Origin of the sequence: Neorhizobium galegae bv. orientalis str. HAMBI 540, assembly GCF_000731315.1 — a bacterium.
GTDB classification, from domain to species: domain Bacteria; phylum Pseudomonadota; class Alphaproteobacteria; order Rhizobiales; family Rhizobiaceae; genus Neorhizobium; species Neorhizobium galegae.
In genome coordinates this window covers 4119522-4143653 of the sequence record NZ_HG938353.1, presented here as the reverse complement: position 1 = coordinate 4143653, position 24132 = coordinate 4119522, and the positions used below count along the sequence as shown (strand labels likewise).

Sequence of the window (24132 nt, the reverse complement as noted above, 5' to 3'; positions counted from 1 at the left end):
TAAATTCAACGGCTTGATTGAATAGCCGTGGCCATCAGTGTGTGAAAGGCAATGTTGGGTTCCAAGCTCTGCCTCTGCCGCGACATCAGGATCGCGGCCTGCAACCTTTCCGTTTCACGCGCGAGCGCTGGCGAACTCCATGTTCTCAGCGCTTTTTCTATGAGCGGTTTGCGCTTGAAGTGAATATGCCGGCCGAGTGTCATCATGACCTGGGCGGTCTGGAGCTTCTTTTCCTCCATTTCCGCCTTCATCAAATCCAGCAGCTGGAATTGTTTCAGGCAGGATTGCAGGACGAGAAAAACCGGGGTCTTCGATGAGACGACCTTCTGGATGGCACGGTGCAGGCCCGGCAAGTCGCCGCTGAGGATCGCATCGACGGCTTCGTCGGCCGAAACGGCACTCGCGTCGCCGATAATCCCATCGATATGCTCTTCCTCGACCATGCCCATACCACGGCAGTAGAGGGCGAGCTTGCGGATCTCGTTACGGGAGGCTACGCGATCCCCGCCGAGCAGCTCCAGGAGCCTCTGGCGCGCGCCTTGGCTGATTCTGAGACCTTCGCTCCCCAGTTCCGAATCGATCAGCCCGTTCAGGGTCTTCACGTCGTCCGCATAACAGGGAATGACAGCGATCGACCGCGAAGGCTCCGCGATCTTGCGCAATCCGCTCCCCTTCTTGAGGTCTCCCGCTTCGACAATCAGGATGTTGGCCGGAGGCGGGCCATCCACGAGCGCCTGCATAGCGTCGAGAAGGGGTTTTTCGTTGGCGGCACCACGCAGCCATACGAGTTTGGAGCCGCCGAAGAGGCCGAGCGAGTTCACCTCGTCGAGAAGCCGTCCGGGGTCGCCCTGCAGATCCGAGACGTCGAGCTTGAGCATGGCGAACGGATCGTCCTGGGAGACGCCTGTCTTGCCTGCAATGAGTGCTGCCCGTTCGGAGACAAGGCCGCGATCCGGTCCGTAGATCACGAAGATCTTGTAAAGATCCGAGCTCTTTTCGACAAACCGATCGAATTCGTGGGACTTTACTTCTGCCATACCGTCTGCGGCTGAGGTTCGCGGGCGAGCGCGATGGCGATCTCGGCGCGGATGAATTCAGCGAGCTCTCTTGCAGCGCGGTTTTCGGCATCGCGAACGGCGCGGAGCGAGGCATAACCCTGACCCGACACATCGATGAGCGATACGACTTCACGCTTGCTGGACTTCAAGATCTTTCCGTCGCTGATGCGGGTGATCGTGTAGATCCCTTCCACCCGGACGCGGCCAGGGACAGGCACGCCGGTCGGAGAGACGCTATCGTTATCCTCGTCTTCGCTGATGTTCGAGGAGGTACTTCTTGTCGATAGCTTCACTTCGTAAACCGGATGAGCCGACTCGCCGGCACCCCCGGAGGTTAGGAAAACCAGTTGATTGCGGACAACCTGGTCGAGGCGGGTGCGGGGTTGCCCAAAGCCGACCGAGGCCAGGCGTTCGCCCGTGCCCGAAGCCTCGGAATAGAGCGGGCGGACCTGGCAGCCAGCCAAGAGTGTCAGCGTTACCAGGCCGGATACGAACCCGAAACGACGAAGAGAGCGGTCAAACGACAATGTTTACGATCCTCTGTGGGACGACGATGACTTTCTTCGGCGCCCGGCCTTCCAGTGCCGTCTTGACCGCATCCAGCGCCAGAACCGCAGCTTCGACCGCACTTTGATCCGCGTCGCGCGCGATTGTCAATTCGCCGCGCTTCTTGCCGTTGATTTGGATCGGCAGTGTGATCTCGTTCTCGATGACGAGAGCTTCGTCATACTGCGGCCAGGGAGCTACGGAAAGCAGTTCCTTGTTGCCGAGAACCGCCCAGCATTCTTCCGCCAGATGCGGTGTCATCGGGGCAACGAGCTGGATCAGAATTTCCGAGGCGTTGCGGACGGCGGCGCGAAAGACAGCATCGCCCTCCCCGACAGCAACTCGGCCGAGCGGCGCCGCAAGCGCATTCACCAGTTCATAGATGCGCGCTACGGCTTTGTTGAACGAGAGCCTGTCGTAATCGCCCTGAACCGCCTTTAGCGTCTTGTGGGCGAGCTGCGAGATTGCCAGCGCTTCGCCATCGTTAGCCGGCACCGGATCGATACCAGCCAAGTTCTCCGAGGCTTCGGAAATCAGACGCCACAGGCGCTGGGTGAAGCGGTGAGCACCTTCGACACCGGCTTCGGACCAGATCACGTCTCGGTCCGGCGGAGAGTCCGAAAGTACGAAGAAGCGGGCGGTATCGGCGCCGTAGGAGGCGATGATATCGTCCGGATCGACGACGTTCTTTTTCGACTTCGACATTTTCTCGATCGAGCCGATCGTCACTTCCTCGCCGCCCTTCAGCATGGTGGCACGGCGCTTGCCATCGACTTCCTCGATGCGGATATCGGCCGGAGCCACCCATTCACCGTTCGGGCCGGAGCCGCGGCGATAGGTTTCGTGCACGACCATGCCTTGCGTGAACAAGCCCTTGAAGGGCTCCTTGACCTCGACATGGCCGGTCTCGCGCATGGCGCGGGTGAAGAAGCGGGAATAGAGCAGGTGGAGGATCGCGTGCTCGATGCCGCCGATATACTGGTCAACCGGCAGCCAGCGGTTGGCCACAGTCGGATCGGTCGGATCCTTCTCCCAGGGCGCCGTGAAGCGGGTGAAATACCAGCTCGAATCGACGAACGTATCCATCGTGTCGGTCTCGCGGCGAGCATCCTTGCCACATTGCGGGCAGGCGACATGGCGCCAGGTCGGATGTCGGTCGAGCGGATTGCCCGGCCGGTCGAAAGTCACGTCGTCCGGCAGCTTGACCGGCAGGTCCGCTTTCGGCACCGGCACGACGCCGCAATCATCGCAATGGATGACGGGGATCGGGCAGCCCCAGTAGCGCTGGCGGGAAATGCCCCAGTCGCGCAGGCGGAAATTCACCTTGCGCTCGCCCTGCGGCATGTTGCCGACAATCGTTTCCGACAGCCGGTTTGCAACGATCTCGAAGGCTTCGTCGGTCGTCTTGCCGTCGAGGAAGCGCGAATTAATCATGACGCCATCATCGACGTAAGCGGTGTCGCCGACCTCGAAGGTCGCGGCATCGGCGTCCTTCGGCATGACGACCGGTACGACGGGCAGACCATATTTGCGGGCGAAATCCAGGTCTCGCTGGTCACCGGACGGGCAGCCGAAGATGGCGCCGGTGCCGTAATCCATCAGCACGAAGTTGGCGACATAGACCGGTAATTCCCAGGAGGGATCGAGCGGGTGCCTGACGCGGACGCCGGTATCGATGCCCTTCTTCTCGGCTGTTTCCAGCGCTGCGAGCGAGGTCCCGTGATGCCGGCATTCCTCGGCGAAAGCTTCGATAGCCGGATTCTGCGCAGCTGCGGCCTTGGCCAGCGGATGGTCGGCGGCGATGGCCAGGAACGAAGCACCGAACAGCGTGTCGGGACGGGTCGTGTAGACCACTACTTCGCTTTCGCCGGCGGGTGCCGTCGAACTGACGATTTCCCAGCGAACCGTCAGGCCCTCGGATCGGCCGATCCAGTTCTTCTGCATCAGCCGGACCTTTTCAGGCCACTGGTCGAGCGTATCGAGCGAGTCGAGGAGATCCTGGCTGAAATCGGTGATCTTGAAGAACCACTGCACCAGATCGCGCTGCTCCACCAGCGCACCCGAGCGCCAGCCGCGACCGTCGATGACCTGTTCGTTGGCGAGAACCGTCTGGTCTACAGGATCCCAATTGACCTTGGACTGCTTGCGATAAACCAGTCCCTTTTCCATCATGTCGAGGAAGAGGTGCTGCTGCTGCTGGTAATATTCGACGTCGCAGGTGGCGAACTCGCGCGACCAGTCGAGCGACAGGCCCATGGCCTTCAGCTGCGCCTTCATGGATTCGATGTTCTGATAGGTCCAGGTCTTCGGATGCACCTTGTTGTCGCGGGCGGCATTTTCGGCCGGCATGCCGAAAGCGTCCCAGCCCATCGGATGCAGGACGTTGAAACCGCGGGCGCGCTTGTAGCGGGCTACCACGTCGCCCATGGCATAGTTGCGCACGTGGCCCATGTGGATGCGGCCCGACGGATAGGGAAACATCTCCAGAACGTAGTATTTTTCGCGCGGATCGCTGTTGTCGGTTTCGAAAACCTTGGCATCGTTCCAGGTCTGCTGCCAACGGGGCTCGGCATCGCGCGGATTATAACGTTCAGTCGCCATTTCAATGATATTCCGGGAAAATAAGATCAAGAGTCGGGCGAGACCTTCACCATGAAACCCTGCAAGCGTCAAGTTTTACAGGGCCGGGAAAGGCGAAGTTCAGGGCGAAACACCCTTGGCAGAGCCTTATATGAGGACTAAGCGCTGAGCTTGCAAGAAAAGCGGAAGGCATGGGTCATGAGCGTCGAAGAACGGCTGCAGGATGTGAAGGCACGGATCGGGAAGGTGGAGCGCCTGTCGAAGCGACCTGCAGGGTCGGTGACGCTCGTGGCGGTTTCGAAGACGTTCGACGTGCAGGACATTCGACCGGTGATATCAGCCGGGCAACGGATATTCGGCGAAAACCGCGTGCAGGAAAGCCAGGGCAAGTGGCCGGAACTGAAGGCCGAGACGCCTGATATCGAACTGCATCTGATCGGGCCGCTGCAATCCAACAAGGCCGCCGACGCGGTGGCGCTGTTCGATGTCATCGAGACGGTGGACCGGGAAAAGATCGCCCGCGCGCTTGCCGACGAGATCAACAAGCAGGGCAAGGCGCCAAAGCTCTATGTGCAGGTCAATACCGGGCTGGAGCCGCAGAAGGCTGGTATCGAGCCGAAAGAGACCGTTGCCTTCGTGGAGCTCTGCCGCAAGGAACTCGGGCTTTCGATCGAGGGGCTGATGTGCATTCCGCCAGCTGAGGAAAATCCGGGGCCGCATTTTGCGCTGCTTGCCAAGCTCGCCAGGGAATGTGGCGTCGAAAAGCTCTCGATGGGCATGTCCGGGGATTTCGAGACGGCGGTCGAATTCGGGGCGACCAGCGTACGCGTCGGCTCGGCCATCTTCGGCTCGCGCTGAAAACAGGCTTTCGCCAAGCACCTAGCGCTTTCGTCGGGCTTTCCCGCACCTCGCCCGCACCCTAGATTGACCATTCCGGGCTGTGCTCATGTGACGGGAGGTGCAGATGCAAAGCCGCTATTTCGACGTTTATGAAGGCTGGCAAAAGGATCCGGAAGGGTTCTGGAGAAGCGCGTCCGCCGCCATCGACTGGTTCAAGGAACCGGAGAAGATCTTCGACGGGGACCAAGGCGTTTACGGGCGCTGGTTTACCGGCGGGGAGACCAACACCTGCCACAACTGCCTTGACCGGCACGTGGCCGCCGGCCGTGGCGGACAGCGCGCCTTCATCCACGACAGCGCCATGACGGGCAGGCAGAAGAGCTTCACCTATGCCGAAGTGCTGGAGGAGGTGAAGGCAATCGCTGCAGTGATGCGGGATCTCGGCATTGAGAAAGGCGATCGCGTCGTCATCTACATGCCGATGGTGCCGGAGGCGATCTTTTCGATGCTGGCCTGCGCTCGGCTCGGGGCGGTGCATTCGGTCGTGTTCGGTGGGTTTGCGGCGCAGGAGCTGGCCGCGCGGCTGAACGATTCGGAAGCGAAACTGGTGATCGGCGCGAGCTGCGGCCTTGAGCCCGGCCGCACCGTTGCCTACAAGCCGCTGCTCGACCAGGCGATCGAGCTTGCCCGCGTGAAACCGGAACATTGCCTCATACTCCAGCGTGAACAGCTCCAGGCAGAGCTGCGGCCGGAGCGGGGAGAGCTGGATTTCTCGGAGGTGGTGGAGAAGGCGCGGGGCAGGGACGTACCATGCGTGCCGGTCAAGGCGACCGATCCGCTCTACATCCTTTACACGTCTGGGACGACCGGCCAGCCCAAGGGCGTCGTGCGCGACAATGGCGGGCACATGGTGGCGCTGCATTGGAGCATGGAGAACATTTTTGGCGTCAAGCCGGGAGAGGTGTTCTGGACGGCATCCGATATCGGCTGGGTCGTCGGCCATTCCTACATCGTCTATGGACCGCTGCTGGCCGGCAATACCAGCGTGATCTTTGAAGGCAAGCCGGTGGGTACGCCGGATGCAGGCACGTTCTGGCGGGTCGTCAGCGATCATGACGTGAAAGTGCTGTTCACCGCGCCGACGGCTTTTCGGGCGATCCGTCGTGACGATCCGGAGGGCGAACTGGTCGAAAAATACGACCTGACCGGGATGCGGGCCTTGTTCCTCGCCGGCGAGCGGGCCGATTCTGAAACGCTGAAATGGGCCGAGCAGAAACTGAAGGTCCCGGTGATCGATCACTGGTGGCAGACGGAGACGGGCTGGCCTGTCGCCGCCAACACCGTCGGGCTCGGTCTGATGCCGGTCAAGCACGGTTCGCCGACGCGACCGATGCCGGGTTATTCGCTCGACGTGCTCGACGATGCCGGTCATCCGGTGCCGCGCGGCACGCTCGGTAATATCGTCATCAAACTGCCACTGCCGCCTGGCTGCCTCGTCAGCTTCTGGAATGCCGATCAGCGGTTCCGCGAGGCATGCCTCGATGAGTTCCCGGGGTATTACAAGACGGCCGATGCCGGGGTGATGGACGAGGACGGTTATATCTTCGTGATGGCGCGCACCGATGACATCATCAACTGCGCCGGCCACCGTCTTTCGACCGGGGCTATGGAAGAGGTCTGCGCCAAACATCCCGATGTCGCCGAATGCGCCGTGATAGGCGTCCATGACGCGACGAAGGGGCAGATCCCCTGCGGCTTCATGGTGTTGAAGAACCATGTTTCACGGGAAATCACTGATATCGCGAGAGAAGTGGCCGAACTGGTGCGCAACGAGATCGGCCCGGTCGCGGCCTTCAAGACGGTGATGGTGGTTCACAAGTTGCCGAAGACCCGATCGGGCAAGATCCTGCGCGGCACGATGCAGAAGATTGCCGACGACATGCCGTGGAAAATGCCGGCAACGATCGAGGATGCAGCGGTGCTGGACGAGATCACCGCGATCCTGAAGGCGAACGGTTATGCCCGGGAGGGCAGTGGCCTGAAACAGAGCGCCTGAACGAAAAAAGCCCCGAATCGTCTCCGGGGCTTTTTCATTCAATCGAAAGGGTTCGATCAGAAGCGCTCGTCTTCCTCGTCGTCGTCGCGACGGGTCGACTTGAGCGACGAGAGCTTGGCGAAAACCGCGTCCGCGTCGATCTCCTTTTCCTTCTCTTCCTCGCGCTCGTTGCGATAATTGAAACCGAGGTTTTCGGTTTCGCTCGCCGGCTGCAGGGAAGCGCCGAGTTCGGCGGCGGTCGGCAGCGGACGGCCCTTGGAAGCGCGTTCCACTTCGAGGTCGAGGTCGATCTGGCTGCAGAGGCCGAGCGTCACCGGATCCATCGGCGTTAGGTTGGTCGAGTTCCAGTGGGTGCGTTCGCGGATCTGCTCGATCGTCGACTTGGTGGTGCCGACGAGCCGGGAAATCTGTGCGTCTTTCAGTTCCGGATGGTTGCGGACCAGCCAGAGAATGGCGTTCGGGCGATCCTGGCGCTTGGAGACCGGCGTATAGCGCGGGCCGCGGCGCTTCGATTCGGGCACGCGAACCTTCGGCTCGGAAAGCTTCAGCTTGTGATTGATATCTTTTTCGCCGCGCTCGATTTCATCGCGCGAAAGCTGGCCGGTGGCAATCGGGTCCAGGCCCTTGATGCCCTGCGCCGCTTCGCCATCCGCAATGGCTTTCACCTCGAGCGGGTGGAGCTTGCAGAAGTTGGCGATCTGTTCGAAGGAAAGTGCGGTATTGTCGACCAGCCATACAGCGGTCGCCTTCGGCATGAGCAATTGTTGAGCCATGGGTATAGGTCCTCTGTCCGTCCGCGCCGGTGTCGCGGGCCGTGGGTATCAACCACAATTTCCGGGAATTTACCGCCCTATAATCGAATTGGGACAGAATTGCAAATCTTTGAAGCGAGATCGTCATCGCCGGATGAACCGTTTGTCTAATTGCCGCACTTGCCTCACCTGTTATGAATGCGGCACATATCGCTGACGGCTCGATGCGTCGTTATGCGTGCCAATTCAGGGAGGTGTTCATGTCGGAAAAAGTCTACCCGGTTCTCAAGTCCGCCAAAGCGAAAGCGCTCATCGACAAGGATAGATATGAGAAGTGGTACGAGGAGAGTGTCGAGGACCCGGACAAGTTCTGGGGCAAGCACGGCAAGCGCATCGACTGGTTCAAGCCCTATACCAAAGTCAAGAACACCTCCCTCAAGGGCAAGGTCTCGATCAAGTGGTTCGAGGACGGTGTGACCAACGTTTCCTACAACTGCATCGACCGTCACCTGAAGACCCATGGAGAGCGCACGGCGCTGATCTGGGAAGGCGACAATCCCTATATCGACAAGAAGATCACCTATAACCAGCTTTACGATCAGGTTTGCCGGCTGGCCAACGTCTTGAAGAAGCACGGCGTCAAGAAGGGCGACCGCGTCACCATTTACATGCCGATGATCCCTGAAGCGGCCTATGCGATGCTCGCCTGCGCCCGCATCGGCGCGGTGCATTCGGTCGTGTTCGGCGGGTTCTCGCCGGAAGCGCTGGCCGGCCGCATCATCGACTGCCAGTCTACCTTTGTGATCACCTGCGACGAGGGCGTGCGCGGTGGCAAGCCGGTGCCGCTCAAGGACAATACCGATACGGCGATCCATATCGCCGCCCGCCAGCACGTGATCGTCAACAAGGTCGTGGTGGTGCGCCGCACTGGCGGCAAGACCGGCTGGGCGCCTGGCCGCGACCTCTGGTACCACCAGGAAATCGCCACCGTGAAGGAGCATTGCGAGCCGGCGAAGATGAAGGCGGAAGATCCGCTGTTCATCCTCTACACTTCGGGCTCGACCGGCAAGCCGAAGGGCGTGCTGCACACGACCGGCGGTTACCTCGTCTTCGCGGCGATGACCCACGAATATACGTTCGACTACCATGACGGCGACATCTACTGGTGCACGGCGGATGTGGGCTGGGTGACCGGCCATTCCTACATCGTCTATGGCCCGCTGGCGAACTGCGCCACCTCGCTGATGTTCGAAGGCGTGCCGAACTTCCCCGATCAGGGCCGGTTCTGGGAAATCATCGACAAACACAAGGTCAACATCTTCTACACCGCGCCGACGGCGATCCGTTCGCTGATGGGTGCCGGCGACGAGTTCGTGAAACGCTCCTCGCGGGAAAGCCTGCGCCTGCTCGGCACGGTCGGCGAGCCGATCAATCCGGAAGCCTGGGAATGGTATTACAACGTGGTCGGCGACAAGCGCTGCCCGGTCGTCGATACCTGGTGGCAGACGGAAACCGGCGGTCACATGATCACGCCGCTTCCGGGCGCCACCGACCTGAAGCCGGGTTCGGCCACCAAACCGTTCTTCGGCGTGAAGCCCGAACTGGTGGATAACGAGGGCAAGGTGCTGGAAGGCGCGGCCGACGGCAATCTTTGCATCGCGGACAGCTGGCCGGGCATGATGCGCACGCTCTACGGCGACCACGACCGCTTCATCCAGGCCTATTTCTCCACCTACAAGGGAAAATATTTCACCGGCGATGGCTGCCGCCGGGACGAGGACGGTTATTACTGGATCACCGGCCGCGTCGACGACGTGCTGAACGTCTCCGGGCACCGGCTCGGCACGGCGGAAGTGGAATCGGCGCTCGTCTCCCACAATCTCGTGTCCGAGGCCGCTGTCGTCGGGTATCCGCACAACATCAAGGGCCAGGGCATCTATTGCTACGTGACCCTGATGTCCGGTCACGAAGGCAATGACGCGCTGCGCCAGGAACTGGTGAAGCATGTCCGCCAGGAGATCGGCCCGATCGCGCAACCGGACAAGATCCAGTTCGCGCCTGGCCTGCCAAAAACCCGCTCCGGCAAGATCATGCGCCGCATCCTGCGCAAGATCGCCGAGGACGACTTTGGTTCGCTGGGGGATATCTCGACGCTCGCCGATCCGGGCGTGGTGGACGACCTGATCGCCAACCGCCAGAACAAAGCGGGCTGATTGAACCTAAAAGCCGCCCGGGAAACCGGGCGGCCTTTTCAGTCTGTGTCGCAGACCTCGCGCGGCTTGCGTCCGCCGTCATAGGTCCGCACGAGGCCCGCGAGCAGCAGGTCGCCGCCAGCGCTGCGGCCATCGGAGAGCACGACGTCGGCGACGATGCGGCCGAAATATTTATCGCCGGAAATATGGGTGAGCTGAATTTTACGTGATTGGGCAATCAGCGCTTCGAGTGCACGTTGGGCATCAAGGCCCGCTTCGCGGAGCCGCTCGCATTTCGATTTCAGCTCCGGCGCGTCAATGCCCCGAATACGCACATAAACTTCCATCTTCTGCTGCGGCCAGGGCTGTGCTTCGACCAGCAGTGTATCGCCGTCGATGACTCGCAGGATTTCAGCCGTCACCGGTCCCGGGATTTCGTCACGCGCTTCAACTCCGGTGGCGAACACCGCGGCAGTGCCAGCGAGAATCAGAAGCGACTTGAACATGGAAAGGAATAAATTCCGATGTCAGATCTAAGTCAATAGGAATATTTACTTAGAAATCGATTGCCCGGCCGTTGATTTCCCAGTCGCCGAAGCGGGCGGGGTCGGCGCCGCCGCGGCCGCCGTATTCTTCGGGCATTTCGGCCTTGGCTGCCGCCTGGCGGCGTTCCTCGGCTTCCTTCAGGGCGCGTTCGGCGGCTGGGGAGAGGGGCTTCCTGGGAGCCGCTTCTTCCGGTGCGGTTTCCGAATTGTCGTTATCTGCGTTTTGCATCTTGGGCTTCGCCGGGTGGATTATTGAAAATTCTGGTTGAATTGACCACATCATAGGACGTTCGCGCCCGAGGGAAAACCCTTTGGCCGCTTCGAGGCGATATCGGCAACGGGAGAGATGACGATGAATGTGATGCGCACCGCCATGCTTCTGGCCTTCATGACGGCCCTGTTCATGGGGATCGGCTTTCTGATCGGCGGTACGGGCGGCATGATGATCGCGCTGGTGATCGCTGCCGGCATGAACCTGTTTTCCTACTGGAATTCCGACAAGATGGTGCTTTCGGCCTATCATGCGCAGGAAGTGGATGCGCGCAGTGCGCCGGAATTCTACAACATGATCCGCGATCTTTCGGCCAATGCCGGCCTGCCGATGCCGAAGGTCTATGTCTATGACAATCCGCAGCCGAATGCCTTTGCGACCGGCCGTAACCCGCAGAACGCGGCCGTTGCCGCGTCGACCGGCCTTATGCAGCGGCTGACGCATGAGGAAGTGGCGGGCGTGATGGCGCACGAACTCGCGCATATCCAGAACCGCGATACGCTGACCATGACGATTACCGCGACGCTTGCCGGCGCGATCTCGATGCTCGGCAATTTCGCCTTCTTCTTCGGCGGCAATCGCGAGAACAACAATCCGCTCGGCTTCATCGGCGTGATCGTGGCGATGATCGTCGCCCCGTTCGCGGCGATGCTGGTGCAGATGGCGATCAGCCGGACGCGCGAATATTCCGCCGACCGTCGCGGCGCCGAGATCTGCGGCAATCCGCTGTGGCTTGCCTCCGCACTCGGCAAGATCGCCGGTGCGGCGCATCAGATCCCGAACTACGAGGCCGAGCGCAATCCGGCAACGGCGCATATGTTCATCATCAACCCGCTGTCGGGCGAGCGCATGGACAACCTGTTCTCGACCCATCCGGACACCGGGAACCGTATCGCCGCGCTGCAGCAGATGGCCGGGGAGTTCCGCAGCGGTGCCTCGACGGCCGGGTTCCAGGCTGATAGACCGCAGCGCACCGCGCGCTCCGTTCCGAATACCGGTTGGGGCCGCGGCTCGGATGAACCGCGCAAAGGTCCCTGGTCTTGAACGAAGACAAGAAGAACAAGAAGCCATACAAGCCATCGGGCAAACCAGCCGAACAGCGCAGGAGACCGGCTCACTCGGAGCGGGAAAGCGGCCCCTTCAAGGCGGGCCTCGAAGTTCGTGTCACGGCCGCCAAGTTGCTGGCGGCTGTCATCGATCGCAAGATCTCGCTCGACGGCATGCTCGACCTCGTCCACGGCAATCCGGCCTATCGGGCGCTCAGCGACGCTGACCGGGCGCTGACGCGCGCCATCCTCAATACCGCACTCCGGCATCTGCCGCGCATCGAGGCGGCGATCACATCGCTGATCGATACGCCGCTGCCGGAAGGCGCGCGCGCGCTTCACCACGTGCTGGTGATTGCTGCGGCCCAGATCCTGCATCTCGACGTACCGCCGCATGCTGCCGTCGACCTTGCGGTCGAACAGGCCAATCGCGATCCGCGCAACCGCCGTTTCGCCAAGCTGGTGAATGCGGTCCTGCGCCGGATGGACCGGGAAAAGGACGAGATCCTTGCCGCGACCGCAACGATTTCCCCGGTACCGGCATGGTTCCGCAAGCGCTTGGTCGCCCTCTATGGCGAGGCGGAGGCGGATCGTATCGCCGAGGCCCAGCTTGTTCCGGCAGCTATCGACCTGACGGTCAAATCCGATCCAGCCGCCTGGGCGGAAAAGCTCGGCGGTACGGTTCTGCCGACCGGAAGCATTCGCCTGACGGCCTTCGATGGCGCGGTTTCCGCGCTCGAAGGGTTCGATGAGGGTGTCTGGTGGGTGCAGGATGTCGCGGCCAGCATTCCGGCAAAGCTGTTCGGCGATCTCAAGGGCAAGAAGGTCGCAGATCTCTGCGCGGCCCCCGGCGGCAAGACGGCGCAGCTGATTGCGGCCGGTGCCGAGGTGATCGCGGTCGAGCAATCCGTCAACCGGTTGGCACGGCTCAAGGAAAATCTCGGCCGGCTCGGTTATGAGGCGGAGCTGGTCGGCGGGGATCTTTTCGAGTTCAAGCCGGCTGAGCAGCTGGATGGCGTGCTGCTCGACGCACCCTGCTCCTCGACCGGCACGACACGCCGGCATCCGGACGTGCTCTGGACCAAGGGCCCGGAGGATGTGGCGAAGCTTGCAGCCCTTCAGGAAAAGATGCTGCGCCATGCCGTCACGCTGGTGAAACCGGGCGGCATTATCGTTTTCTCCAACTGCTCGCTTGATTCGTTGGAGGGGGAGGAACTGGTCGTGCGCGTGCTGAAGGACCATCCGGAATTGAGACGCCTGGCCGTCGATCCCAAAGACTGGCCGGGGCTGGAAGGGGCGATCTCACCGCTTGGCGAATTCCGCACTACGCCGGCGATGCTGCCCGCCAGCGAAAATTTTGTGGGCGGCATGGACGGCTTCTTCGCAAGCGTGCTCCAGGTCCGGTAAGGCTTTCTTCACCATACCGACCGATACTTTCGAACAATCTAATAGTTGATTCCCGCCGGCGGGGCGGAGGCTGATTCCTGCGGAGTGTCCAGATTGAAGATGCGGCTCGCGGATCGCCGGAGGCTTTTGTCCTTCGGCTTGCGGGAAATCTGGCGGCGCCTTTGCCGGCGTTCCGCCGGATTCCGCCTGGCCGTGACCTCGTTTTCCATGCAGGTGCCGGACCGGTTGATCGTCGCGCCGACGGATTTGCGCGCACTCGACCCGTTCGTGGCAGAGGAAATCCTGGAAGGCCGGTTCCCGCTCGCGGGGCGGATTCTCGAAACCTACGGTCAATCGCCGTTTTCGGTCGAGCTGCCGTCTCGGGCGGCGGCCGAGCGGCTGCATTCGTTTGCCTGGTTGCGCCATATCCGTACGAACAAGACGGAAGCCGCCTGTGCCAGCGCACGGCATGTGGTCGCCGACTGGATCGCGCTTTATGGCCGACGCCCGCAGGGCATTGCCTGGGAAGCGCATGTCGCGGCGGAACGGGTGATCGCCTGGCTTTCGCATTCGACGGTGGTGCTGCAGGGCGCCGAAGCCGGCTTCTATCGCCGTTTCATGAAAAGCCTCGCCTATCAGGTCCGGTATCTGAGGAAGATAGCCGGCTGCACGCCGGAGGGCGATACGCGGTTGAGGCTTCGGATCGCGCTTGCCATGGCCTCGATCTCGATGCCGACGCGGGCCGCCTATATTAGGCGCGAGGGCGGGCGGCTGGATCGGGAGCTCGAACGCCAGATCCTTGCCGATGGCGGGCATGTGTCGCGCAATCCGCGGGCGGTGCTCGACCTGCTGATCGATCTCCTGCCGCTTCGCCAGACCTATATCAATCTCGGCCACGACCTGCCGCAGAAGCTCATCCCGACGATCGATCGTATGTATCCGGCGCTCCGCTTCTTTCGCCATCAGGATGGCGATCTGGCGCTGTTCAACGGTGCGAGCTCGACGCCCGCGAGCGAGCTGATGTCGGTGTTGCGCTATGACGAAACGGCGGGCAAGCCGTTCAAGGCGCTGCCGCACATGCATTATCATCGCCTGTCGGCGGACGGCACGACGCTGATCGTCGATACCGGCCGTCCACTCTCTCCGGGGCTTTCCCGCGGCGCGCATGCGGGTTGTCTTTCCTTTGAGATGTCGGCCGGCCGGCATCGTTTCATCGTCAATTGCGGCTCGCCGAAATATGCCGGACGAAACTACCGGCATATGGCCCGCTCGACGCCCGCCCATTCGACGGTAACGCTCAACGAGACATCGTCCAGCCGCATCATCCGGTCCCGCTTCGCGGGCTCCATGCTGCTCGGCGGCGTTTCGGAGGTGGAGGTGGAGCGCTGGGACGACATGCATGGCAATGACTGGCTGCGCGCCAGCCATGACGGCTACGTCCATCAGTTCGGTTATTTCCACGAGCGTGAAATCGGGCTCAATGCGAAGGGCAACAAGATCAAGGGACATGACCGGCTTTACCTGTCCGAGGGCGCGGCGCCCGATAACGAGGCTCTCCTGGCGGTGGCGCGTTTCCACATCCATCCCGTGATCACGCTGTCGCGGCGGGATGAGGAAAGCGTGGCCATGCGCGCGCCGGATGGCGAGACCTGGATCTTTGCGGCACCGGGGCTTCAGGTGATGATCGATGAGGATATCTTCTTTGCGGACGTCTCCGGGGTGCGGCCGAGCCAGCAGCTGGTCATCGAGTTTTCTCCGCCGGAGACCTCGGAAATACGCTGGATGCTGAGACGCGGCGAATAGGCCGTTTCTTCTTCTGCCAAGCTGTGCTAACGGGCGGCGATCTTACCTTTGCGCCGGGTTCCGCGGCGCGTTTCCAGGAGAGACCGATGGCCGTCGTTTCCAAGAAAATCCCCGCTCCCGATCGCATCAGGATCCGCACCGCACTGCTCTCGGTCTCCGACAAGACCGGTATCACCGAGCTTGCCCAGGCGCTCATCGAGCAGGGCGTGAAGTTGCTGTCGACGGGCGGTACGCACAAGGCGATCGCTGCCGCCGGTCTCGCTGTTACCGACGTATCCGAAGTCACGGGTTTTCCGGAAATCATGGACGGGCGGGTGAAGACGCTGCATCCGACGGTACATGGTGGCCTGCTGGCGATCCGCGACGATGCGGAACACGTCGCGGCGATGAAGGAACACGGCATCGAGGGCATCGATCTTGCCGTCATCAACCTCTACCCGTTCGAGGAAGTGCGCGCCGCTGGCGGCGACTACCCGACGACGGTCGAAAATATCGATATCGGCGGTCCGGCGATGATCCGCGCATCCGCCAAGAACCATGCCTACGTGACCACCGTCACCGATCCTTCCGATTATCCTGCCCTCATCGAGGCACTGCGTTCGAATGACGGGCAGACGGTCTATGCCTTCCGCCAGAAGCTCGCCGCCAAGGCCTATGCCCGCACGGCGGCCTATGACACGGCGATCTCGAACTGGTTTGCGGAAGCGCTCGACATCGAGATCCCGCGCTACCGCACAATCGGCGGCGTGCTGAAGGAAGAGATGCGTTATGGCGAGAACCCGCACCAGAGCGCCGGCTTCTATGTGACCGGTGAAAACCGCCCGGGCGTGGCGACCGCAAAACTGCTTCAGGGCAAGCAGCTTTCCTACAACAATATCAACGACACCGACGGCGCCTTCGAGCTGATCGCCGAATTCTCGCCGGAAAAGGCGCCGGCCTGCGCGATCATCAAGCACGCCAACCCCTGCGGTGTGGCAACGGGTCCGAGCCTCAAGGATGCTTATCTGCGGGCGCTCGCCTGCGATTCGACCTCAGCCTTTGGCGGCATCATCGCGGTCAACCAGCTTCTGGATGCAGAGACGGCCGAAGAGATCGTCAAGCTGTTCACGGAAGTGATCATCGCGCCGGAGGTTTCCGACGAAGCGCAGGCGATCATCGCCGCCAAGAAGAACCTGCGCCTGCTGGTGACCGGCGGCCTGCCGGATCCGCGCTCGCGCGGGCTGACCGCGAAGACCGTTTCAGGCGGCCTGCTGGTCCAGACCCGCGACAACGGCATGGTCGAGGATATCGACCTGCGCGTCGTCACCAAGCGCGCGCCGACGCCGACCGAACTCGAAGACATGAAATTCGCCTTCAAGGTCGCCAAGCACGTGAAGTCGAATGCGGTCGTCTACGCCAAGAACGGCCAGACGGCCGGCATCGGTGCTGGCCAGATGAGCCGCATCGATTCCGCCCGCATCGCCGGCATCAAGGCGGAAGAAGCGGCCAAGGCCATGGGTTGGGCCGAGCCGATGACCAAGGGTTCCGCCGTTGCCTCGGAAGCGTTCTTCCCGTTTGCGGACGGCCTACTTTCCGCCATTGCTGCCGGCGCCACCGCCGTCATCCAGCCGGGCGGCTCGATGCGCGACGACGAGGTGATCGCCGCTGCCGACGAGCATGGTGTGGCGATGGTGTTCACCGGAATGCGGCATTTCCGGCATTGATTTTGCTGGATGTTATGCTCTGAGCGTGTGGCGTGGATCCTCGGGCTCGACCCGAGGATCCACGCCGCAGCCGGATCACTATCCGTCTCTACTTCCTGTTCGCCGGATACGGTGTCGCAAACAGCAACAGCAACCCCGCCACGAGGAAGATCAGCAGCGTTGCCATGCCGAGCCGGGCTGAGCCGCTGGCATAGGTCATGAGTGAGAAGAACAGCGTGGCGAGGAAGCTGGTCGCCCGGCCGGACAGCGCGTAGATGCCGAAATAGCGGCCGGTCTCCGAGAGGCTGACGCTGCGGGCGAGATACGATCTGGACGAAGCCTGGACCGGCCCGAAGGCGATGCCGATCAGCAATCCGAACAGGATATAGGCCTTTTCCGCAGCGGTGCCGAACAGGCCGCCGCTATCTTCTGCCGAAAGAGGCATAAGGCCGAAGAACACGAAGCCGGGGCCGGTGGAAATGATGCCGAGGGTCGCGATGACCAGCAGCACCAGGCTGATGATCACGACCACTTTCGAGCCGAGCAGGCGGTCGAGCCAGCCGGCGACGATGCAGCCGAAGATCGCCACGACGTTCAGGATGATGCCGTAGATGCCGATCTCGATCGTCGCCCAGCCGAACATGCCGGCTGCGAACGTGCCGCCGAGAATCAGCAGGCCGTTGACGCCGTCCTGATAGAGCATGCGGGCGACCAGGAATTTCGTGATGCCGGTGCGCTGCCTCAGGTCCCGCAGCGTGCCGCCAAGCTCCCTTATGCCGGAGCGAACCGCCGCGGCGAGCGGCAGACCTTTCTTGGCGTCGGGCGTGAAAAAGAACATCGGCAGGATAAAGAGGAAATACCAGAAGGCCGAGATCGGTCCGGTGATGCGCGCGTCTTCGCCGAGATGCGGGTCTAGGCCGAAGAGCGGGGGAATACCGATCAGGGTTTTGCCGCTTTCGGGATTGGCGGCGAGCAGTGCCACGACGGCGATCAGCACGATCATGCCGCCGAGATAACCGAGCCCCCAGGCGACGTTGGAAATGCGACCGACATCGTCCTTGGAGACCAGCCGCGGCATCATCGAATCATTGAAGACTGTCGAAAATTCCGCGGCGATCGACGCGAAGATCATGAAGATCATCGGCCAGATGATCGGCGAGCCGGGTGCCGCGAACCAGAGAGCCGAAACGCAGGCGATCTTGATCACCGCAAAAAAGGCGATCCAGGGTTTTCGCGGGCCGGCCTGATCGGCGATCGAGCCGAGGATCGGGGAGAAGACGGCGATCACCAGCGACGAGATCGTCGCCATATTGCTCCAGGCCGCCTGTGCGGAAACCGGATCCTCGGTCAGCCGTGCGACGAAATAGGGACCGAAGATGAAGGTGGTGACGACGGTAAAAAACGGCTGAGCCGCCCAATCGAAGAACATCCAGCCCCAGATGCCGCGCCGGCTGGTTTTCACCGGCGCTTCGTCCACATCAGTAACGGCCATTTTTCCCCCGGATCAGCCAGTTCGGTCCGTTGTCTTACATCGCTCGACCATGCGCAAGATCGCTGAGGAGACCGGCCGCGACGGTGATCTTCGGAAGCGTCAGTTCGCCGCTTTCGCTCAAGGTCACCAGTTCGGCGCCGATACGGTTCACTCGCACCCGATCGCCGCCGACCCAAGCTTCCAGCGGCTTCTTCTCCTTCGGATGGGCAGTCATCGCGGCGATGACGATGTCGCGGCGCGCCGAGGCAAGCTGCTGCAGGCTACGGGAGAGCGCCAGGCTCTCATAGTGTTCCGAGGTGCTGATGCGTTCACCTGCGCCGATCAGCCGGTTGATGCGGAAGGTTTCGGTAACAGTGAAATAGCTCTCGGTGGCGCGCGCCATGGTCTCGCCGGTGCGGTCGGCGATCAGCATGATCTCCGGCACCAGGACCAGCGTCGACAGCAACAGGATTTCACGGGCAAGCGATGCCGGTATGCCCTGCGCTTCAAGTTCTGCGGCGCGGGCTGCGGTTTCCACGAAATCTTCGCCCGCGAGCGACGAGCGCAGCCCCTTGATCGCGGCCCTGAGCCGGCTCATAGCACCGTCCATGTCGCCGCTTCCGACCTGCGTCTGCAGGATGAGGCGGGTCGCTTCCGCGAAGGTCTCGGTGGTGCGGGCGTAGAGATCGTTTTGCAGCTGGCCGGGGATTTTTCCATCCAGCGCATCGATCTCGGCCCAGAGCTTGGGAAGTTCGAAGCCGTCGCGGGCAAGGAAGGCGGCCTTGACGACATTTGCCGCCGTAGCGCCGGTCATGTCGCTCATCTGCTGTATGAAACCCGGGCCGCCGCGGTTGATCGCCTCGTTGGCGAGCGCGGTGGCGACGATTTCGCGGTGCAGGCGGTGAGACTGGATGTCCGCGGCATAAGCCTTCTGCATCTTGGCCGGGAAATAGGCTTTCAGGACAGCCGAGAAATAGGGGTCGTCCGGCAGGCTGCTCTCGATCAGGGCGTCGAACAGGACGATCTTCGAATAGGAGACCAATACGCCGATTTCTGGCCGGCTCAGCGGCCTGCCGGAGGCATAACGCTCGGCAAGCTCCGCGTCGTCGGGCAGGGTTTCGACCTTGCGGTTGAGCTGGCCTTGCGATTCCAGCACCGACATCAGCCGCGACAGTTCCTCCCGGTTGCCGGCGCCCTTGCGTTCGGTCAGAGAGATTGACAACGGCTGCAGGTAGTTGTTGCGCAGCACGAGATGGCCGACTTCCTCGGTCATCGAGGCGAGAAGCTGGTCGCGCTTGTCACGGGCAAGCCGCCCATCCTGCATGGCCGAATTGAGAGCGATCTTGATGTTGACCTCGACGTCGGAGCAGTTGACGCCGGCGGAATTGTCGATCGCATCCGAATTGCAGCGCCCGCCATTCAGGGAATAGGCGATACGGCCCTTCTGGGTCATGCCGAGATTGGCACCTTCGCCGATGACGCTGGCGCGCACTTCGGCCGCGGTGATGCGGATCGGGTCGTTGGCGCGATCGCCGACTTCCGTATCGGTCTCGGAGGCCGCCTTGACATAGGTGCCGATGCCGCCGAACCAGAGAAGGTCGACGGGGCTTTTCAGGATCGCGGTCATGATCTCGAAAGGCGTTGCGGTCGTCTTGTCGATGCCGATCGCGGCGGCTGCCTGCTTGGTGAGCTTTACCGACTTCTCCGAGCGGGAAATGATCATTGCGCCTTCGGAAAGGACCGACTTGTCGTAATCCTGCCAGCTCGAGCGGGGCAGGGCGAACATGCGTTCGCGCTCGGTGAAGGACTTTTCGATATCCGGATCTGGATCGATAACGATATCACGGTGGTCGAAGGCGGCGATGAGCCGGATCTTGCGCGACAGCAGCATGCCGTTGCCGAAGACGTCGCCGGACATGTCGCCGACCCCGGCGACCGTGAACGGCGTCGTCTGGATGTCGATATCTTTCTCGCGGAAATGCCGTTTCACGGCTTCCCAGGCGCCGCGAGCGGTGATGCCCATCTTCTTGTGGTCGTAACCGACCGAACCGCCGGAGGCGAAGGCATCGTCCAGCCAAAAGCCGGCTTCCTGCGCCAGGCCGTTGGCGGTATCGGAGAAGGTCGCCGTACCCTTGTCGGCGGCAACCACGAAATAGGGGTCGTCGCCATCGAGGCGGATTGTATCCGGCGGTCCGACGATGTCGGCGCCGACGATATTGTCGGTGATCGACAAAAGGGTGCGGATGAAGGTCTTGTAGGCTTCTCGGCCGGCATTGAAGAACGCGTCACGCGCGCTTGCCGGGGGCAGCATCTTCGGGAAGAAGCCGCCTTTGGCGCCGACCGGCACGATGACGGCATTCTTGACCTGCTGTGCCTTCACGAGGCCGAGGATTTCGGTGCGGTAATCCTCGCCGCGGTCCGACCAGCGCAGCCCGCCGCGGGCGACCTTGCCGAAGCGCAGATGCACGCCTTCGACCTCGGTGCCGTAGACGAAGATTTCACGGAAGGGCCGGGGTTCCGGCAGGCCGTCCAGCAGCTTCGGATCGAGCTTGAAGGCGAACATCCGGTACGGAGCGCCATTGGCGTCGCGCTGGAAGTAGTTGGTCCTGAGCGTGGCATCGACCGCATTGACGAAACGACGAAGCGTGCGGTCCTCGTCGAGGTTGGGCACGTTGCCGAGCGCTTCCTCGATCTCGGCGTGGTGGTCGGTGAGTTTCTTGATGCGGGCCTTTTCGGCAATCTTCGGATCGAAGCCGTCGCGGAAGAGCCGGAAGATGCCAGCGGAAATGGCCGGATATTTCACCAGCGTATCGCCGATATAGGCCTGCGAATAAACGATGCCGGTCTGGCGCAGATAACGCGAGTATGCGCGCAGCACCGTGACTTCGCGAGCCGACAGGCCGGCCAGCAGAACAAGCCGGTTGAAGCCGTCATTATCGATCAGGCCTTCGAAGGCGGAGAGGAAGGCCTCTTCCAGCAACAGGCCTTCGCGGGACAGGTCGACCTCACGCCCGTCGCCGAGCTGCAGCTCCATGTCGTGGAGGACGACTTGGCTGCGGTCGTTTTCCGGCCCCACCTGGATTTCGAACGTCTGCTCGCTGACGGCGTGGAAACCGAGATTTTCGAGAAGCGGCACCCGGCGGGAAAGCGACAGATGCCGGTCCTTGTGGAAGATCTTCAGCGACACGGTGTTGGCGGCGTCGCCGGGGCGGCGATAGAAGGCGATGCGGATCGTCTCGCCGGCGGCGCAAGCGGCGATGTCGGGCAGGTCGGCGAAGGTTTCCTCGGGCGAGAAGGCTTCCTGGAAGGCCTGGGTGACGGAGAGCCGCGGCCCCTCCTCCGCAAGTGCTGCGAAGCGGTCCTCCCAGGGGGTAGCAATGAGCCGGATCGCTTCCTCGAGCTTGCCTTGCGCGATCCTCGGGGTCTTGCCGCCGCGCCGGCCGATGATCATGTGGACGCGGGCAACGCCACCCTCCGGGAAAGCCGGATAATAGGCGGAGACGTGGCCGTCATAGACCTTGGTCAGGTAATCGCCGACCTTCTCGCGGACCAGGGAATTGTAGTCCTCGCGAGGCACGTAGACGATCACCGAGACGAAACGGTCGAAATGGTCGATGCGCGGCAGGACCCGGACGCGCGGACGCTCGTTCAGTTCCATGATCTGCTCGCAGAAGCGGGCCAGCAGATCGACATCGATCTGGAAGAGGTCGTCGCGAGGATAGGATTCGAGCGTGTTTTCCAGCATGCGGCCGGAATGGCTGTCGGGGTCGAAGCCGAACTGCTCCTCGACCCGGCCGGTCTTGGCGCGCAGGAGAGGAATGTCGCGGACCGAGTGGGTATAGGCGGTTGCCGTGAAAAGGCCGACGACACGAAGTTCACCGACAACTTCGCCCTTTTCGTCGAAGCGCTTGACGCCGACATAATCCATATAGGCGCGGCGATGCACCACCGATTTCACATTGGCTTTGGTGATGATCAGGAAATCGGGTCCGTCGAGGAATTCCAGAATTTCCGGCGTGGTCGTCACCGCGTCCTTGCCCTGGCGCAGCACCAGCACATCCGGATCGGAGAGAATGCCGAGACCGCGGCCCTTGCCGCGTTCGACCTTGGCCTCCGTGCCCTTGCCGGAATAGACGTATTCGCGCATGCCAAGGAAGGTGAAGTTGTCGTCGCGCAGCCAATCCAGGAAGGCGAGCGCCTCGTCGCGATCGGCCTTGCGGCGACTTGCCGAATTGTTGAGCTGCTTGGCGGCGCCGTCGAGGACTTCCAGCATCGAGCCCCAGTCGGTGATCGACAGATGCACCTGGTCGAGGATGTAACGGATGCGCTCGGTCAGCGAAGCGGCCTGTTCCTCGTTGAGCGGCGACAGATGGATCTGGATAAGGCTTACGTGATGAGCAGGGTTGCTGGGCTGTTCGTTGGAGCGGAGCGCCGGGTCCTTGCCGGGCTCGACGACCAGGATCGGATGGACCGCCATGGTAAGATCGCGGTGGGTCGCGGTCACCTCGCCCATGACCGAGTCGAACAAGAAGGGCATGTTGCGATCGACGACGGTCAGCACCGAAACCGGAATTCCGTCCGGCGCGACGCCGGCGATCGGCTCGACCGTGATGTCGGCCCGAATCCGGGTCCAGGCCATCAGCCGCTCGGCTGCATGATTGGCGGAAAGCGCCAGCATTTCCGGCGTATAGCTTTCGAGGTCGTCAGTGCTGGCCCGGGCGAACAGGATGAGCGGGTCGAGATGCGGCCCCTTGCTCGCAGCAACGATCTTGCGTGCGCTTTCGATCTGTTTTTCCCGTTTCGGATTCTGCCTGACGGCCATGTCCCTCTCCCCTTTTCCGTGCCCGGACGGAATAAATTAGCTTTGTGTCATCACGCGGCAACGTGGCTGATCCATGTCAAGCGACACTACACGTTTCATTCTTCCGTGAAGCCTTGTTGACATGCGGCGACGAAGAAACGATCAACAGGGCCATCGTAGCCGGAAGTCAGTCTCATGCAGGATACCCGCAGTGCCGTCCTCGTCATCTCCAGCCATGTCGTGCGCGGCTCGGTCGGCAATCGTGCCGCCGTCTTCGCGCTCGAGACGCTTGGATTTCCCGTCTGGGCAATGCCGACCGTCGTCCTCCCCTGGCATCCCGGTCATGGGCCTTCTACAATGCTGACCTTTCCCGAATCAGATTTCGACAAGGCTATAGACGATCTTATTCGCGCGCCATGGCTGGGAGAAGTGAAGGCGGTGCTGACCGGTTATTTCGGCAATGCCGCCCAGCCGCGTTCGGTGGCGCGGCTTGTCCGGGCGCTCAAGGAGAAGAATCCGGACCTTCTCTATGTCTGCGATCCCGTCATGGGCGATCTCGGCGGTCTCTATATCCCGCAGCCGACGGCAGAAGCGATCCGCGACGAACTCATTCCGCTGGCAACGATCGCCACCCCGAACCGCTACGAACTCGCCTGGCTTTCCGGCGCGCCGCTTGAAACCAACAACGATATCATGGATGCCGCAATCGCGCTCGGGCCGCCGCGCATCCTGGTGACTTCGGCCGTGCCGATGATGGCGGGCGGTACCGGCAATCTCTATCTGACCGGCAAACATGCGCTGCTTGCCGAACACCGGCTGATCGACAATCCGCCGAACGGGTTGGGGGACCTGTTGGGCGCCCTGTTCCTGGGGCGAATCCTTGCCGGCATGGACGAGGAGAAGGCGCTGCAGCTGGCTACTGCGAGCGTTTTCGAGGTCTTGGCGCGCACGGCCAAGCGCGGCGGCGACGAGCTGACACTGGAGACCGACGCGTCCAGCCTCTCCACTCCCATGGCGATGGTCCAGATGCGCCGGCTCATGCATCCGTTGCAGCGCACCAAGCGGTAATCGGCATCGGAAGTTCGCAGATGCACAATGGCCGT

General features: G+C 62.0%; 16 protein-coding genes. 8 read left to right on the top strand and 8 right to left on the bottom strand.

Annotated elements, in window-relative coordinates:
* Window positions 1-5: 5 nt before the first annotated feature.
* Genes holA through leuS form a run of 3 tightly spaced genes read right to left on the bottom strand, consistent with a single transcriptional unit; the run spans window position 6 to window position 4205 of the window.
* Window positions 6-1037, bottom strand: a complete 1032-nt coding sequence (gene holA / locus RG540_RS19965) for a DNA polymerase III subunit delta (protein ID WP_038591561.1) — start codon at window positions 1035-1037, stop codon at window positions 6-8.
* The gene (locus RG540_RS19960; protein WP_038591558.1) at window positions 1025-1585 is read right to left on the bottom strand and encodes a lipoprotein; all 561 of its coding nucleotides are present in this window, start codon (window positions 1583-1585) and stop codon (window positions 1025-1027) included. Before RG540_RS19960 ends, holA begins: the two co-directional genes overlap by 13 nt.
* Window positions 1575-4205, bottom strand: a complete 2631-nt coding sequence (leuS, locus tag RG540_RS19955) for a leucine--tRNA ligase (protein WP_038591555.1) — start codon at window positions 4203-4205, stop codon at window positions 1575-1577. The genes RG540_RS19960 and leuS overlap by 11 nt, the downstream gene beginning before the upstream one ends.
* 177 nt (window positions 4206-4382) lie before the next feature.
* Here leuS and RG540_RS19950 point away from each other — a divergent pair, with 177 nt between their 5' ends.
* Window positions 4383-5042 (top strand): YggS family pyridoxal phosphate-dependent enzyme, encoded by a 660-nt coding sequence (locus RG540_RS19950; RefSeq protein ID WP_038591552.1) that lies wholly within the window; start codon window positions 4383-4385, stop codon window positions 5040-5042.
* Window positions 5043-5148: 106 nt separating this feature from the next.
* Window positions 5149-7080, top strand: coding sequence for a propionyl-CoA synthetase (locus tag RG540_RS19945; protein WP_051909537.1), 1932 nt, complete (start codon window positions 5149-5151; stop codon window positions 7078-7080).
* 56 nt (window positions 7081-7136) lie between these two features.
* Here RG540_RS19945 and RG540_RS19940 read toward each other — a convergent pair whose 3' ends face one another.
* On the bottom strand, window positions 7137-7853 hold the full coding sequence (locus RG540_RS19940; protein ID WP_038591549.1) for a DUF1013 domain-containing protein: 717 nt from the start codon (window positions 7851-7853) through the stop codon (window positions 7137-7139).
* Between the two features lie 239 nt (window positions 7854-8092).
* Here RG540_RS19940 and acs point away from each other — a divergent pair, with 239 nt between their 5' ends.
* The gene (acs, locus tag RG540_RS19935) at window positions 8093-10045 is read left to right on the top strand and encodes an acetate--CoA ligase (RefSeq protein WP_038591546.1); all 1953 of its coding nucleotides are present in this window, start codon (window positions 8093-8095) and stop codon (window positions 10043-10045) included.
* Window positions 10046-10083: 38 nt separating this feature from the next.
* On the opposite strand, the gene RG540_RS19930 is transcribed toward acs, so the two are convergent.
* Both RG540_RS19930 and RG540_RS19925 read right to left on the bottom strand, forming a co-directional pair.
* Window positions 10084-10530 carry a thermonuclease family protein gene (locus RG540_RS19930; RefSeq protein ID WP_038591543.1) on the bottom strand — a complete coding sequence of 149 codons (447 nt, stop codon included), beginning with the start codon at window positions 10528-10530 and terminating at the stop codon, window positions 10084-10086.
* A gap of 49 nt (window positions 10531-10579) precedes the next feature.
* Window positions 10580-10798, bottom strand: coding sequence for a DUF1674 domain-containing protein (locus RG540_RS19925; protein ID WP_038591540.1), 219 nt, complete (start codon window positions 10796-10798; stop codon window positions 10580-10582).
* A gap of 123 nt (window positions 10799-10921) precedes the next feature.
* On the opposite strand from RG540_RS19925, the gene htpX reads away from it, so the two are divergent.
* The 4 genes from htpX to purH all read left to right on the top strand — a co-directional run bounded on the left by htpX (window position 10922) and on the right by purH (window position 16778).
* On the top strand, window positions 10922-11884 hold the full coding sequence (gene htpX, locus RG540_RS19920; protein ID WP_038591537.1) for a zinc metalloprotease HtpX: 963 nt from the start codon (window positions 10922-10924) through the stop codon (window positions 11882-11884).
* Window positions 11875-13293 (top strand): RsmB/NOP family class I SAM-dependent RNA methyltransferase, encoded by a 1419-nt coding sequence (locus tag RG540_RS19915; RefSeq protein ID WP_080724989.1) that lies wholly within the window; start codon window positions 11875-11877, stop codon window positions 13291-13293. Before htpX ends, RG540_RS19915 begins: the two co-directional genes overlap by 10 nt.
* 99 nt (window positions 13294-13392) lie before the next feature.
* The gene (locus RG540_RS19910; RefSeq protein WP_038591531.1) at window positions 13393-15075 is read left to right on the top strand and encodes a heparinase II/III family protein; all 1683 of its coding nucleotides are present in this window, start codon (window positions 13393-13395) and stop codon (window positions 15073-15075) included.
* An 86-nt stretch (window positions 15076-15161) separates the two neighbouring features.
* Entirely contained in the window at window positions 15162-16778 is a 1617-nt protein-coding gene (gene purH, locus RG540_RS19905; protein WP_038591528.1) for a bifunctional phosphoribosylaminoimidazolecarboxamide formyltransferase/IMP cyclohydrolase, read from the top strand.
* A gap of 88 nt (window positions 16779-16866) precedes the next feature.
* Here purH and RG540_RS19900 read toward each other — a convergent pair whose 3' ends face one another.
* Both RG540_RS19900 and RG540_RS19895 read right to left on the bottom strand, forming a co-directional pair.
* Window positions 16867-18249, bottom strand: coding sequence for an MFS transporter (locus RG540_RS19900; RefSeq protein WP_038591525.1), 1383 nt, complete (start codon window positions 18247-18249; stop codon window positions 16867-16869).
* Between the two features lie 34 nt (window positions 18250-18283).
* Window positions 18284-23050, bottom strand: a complete 4767-nt coding sequence (locus RG540_RS19895; RefSeq protein ID WP_038591522.1) for an NAD-glutamate dehydrogenase — start codon at window positions 23048-23050, stop codon at window positions 18284-18286.
* 174 nt (window positions 23051-23224) lie between these two features.
* On the opposite strand from RG540_RS19895, the gene pdxY reads away from it, so the two are divergent.
* The gene (gene pdxY, locus RG540_RS19890) at window positions 23225-24097 is read left to right on the top strand and encodes a pyridoxal kinase PdxY (RefSeq protein ID WP_038591519.1); all 873 of its coding nucleotides are present in this window, start codon (window positions 23225-23227) and stop codon (window positions 24095-24097) included.
* The last annotated feature ends 35 nt before the right edge of the window (window positions 24098-24132 follow it).

Bases quoted from the DNA above. Each gene is read 5' to 3' on its own strand.
- RG540_RS19930 (WP_038591543.1), bottom strand. From the start codon at position 10,530: ATGTTCAAGTCGCTTCTGATTCTCGCTGGCACTGCCGCGGTGTTCGCC.
- purH (WP_038591528.1), top strand. From the start codon at position 15,162: ATGGCCGTCGTTTCCAAGAAAATCCCCGCTCCCGATCGCATCAGGATC.
- htpX (WP_038591537.1), top strand. From the start codon at position 10,922: ATGAATGTGATGCGCACCGCCATGCTTCTGGCCTTCATGACGGCCCTG.
- RG540_RS19945 (WP_051909537.1), top strand. From the start codon at position 5,149: ATGCAAAGCCGCTATTTCGACGTTTATGAAGGCTGGCAAAAGGATCCG.
- pdxY (WP_038591519.1), top strand. From the start codon at position 23,225: ATGCAGGATACCCGCAGTGCCGTCCTCGTCATCTCCAGCCATGTCGTG.
- leuS (WP_038591555.1), bottom strand. From the start codon at position 4,205: ATGGCGACTGAACGTTATAATCCGCGCGATGCCGAGCCCCGTTGGCAG.
- holA (WP_038591561.1), bottom strand. From the start codon at position 1,037: ATGGCAGAAGTAAAGTCCCACGAATTCGATCGGTTTGTCGAAAAGAGC.
- RG540_RS19900 (WP_038591525.1), bottom strand. From the start codon at position 18,249: ATGGCCGTTACTGATGTGGACGAAGCGCCGGTGAAAACCAGCCGGCGC.
- acs (WP_038591546.1), top strand. From the start codon at position 8,093: ATGTCGGAAAAAGTCTACCCGGTTCTCAAGTCCGCCAAAGCGAAAGCG.
- RG540_RS19925 (WP_038591540.1), bottom strand. From the start codon at position 10,798: ATGCAAAACGCAGATAACGACAATTCGGAAACCGCACCGGAAGAAGCG.
- RG540_RS19940 (WP_038591549.1), bottom strand. From the start codon at position 7,853: ATGGCTCAACAATTGCTCATGCCGAAGGCGACCGCTGTATGGCTGGTC.
- RG540_RS19910 (WP_038591531.1), top strand. From the start codon at position 13,393: ATGCGGCTCGCGGATCGCCGGAGGCTTTTGTCCTTCGGCTTGCGGGAA.
- RG540_RS19895 (WP_038591522.1), bottom strand. From the start codon at position 23,050: ATGGCCGTCAGGCAGAATCCGAAACGGGAAAAACAGATCGAAAGCGCA.
- RG540_RS19950 (WP_038591552.1), top strand. From the start codon at position 4,383: ATGAGCGTCGAAGAACGGCTGCAGGATGTGAAGGCACGGATCGGGAAG.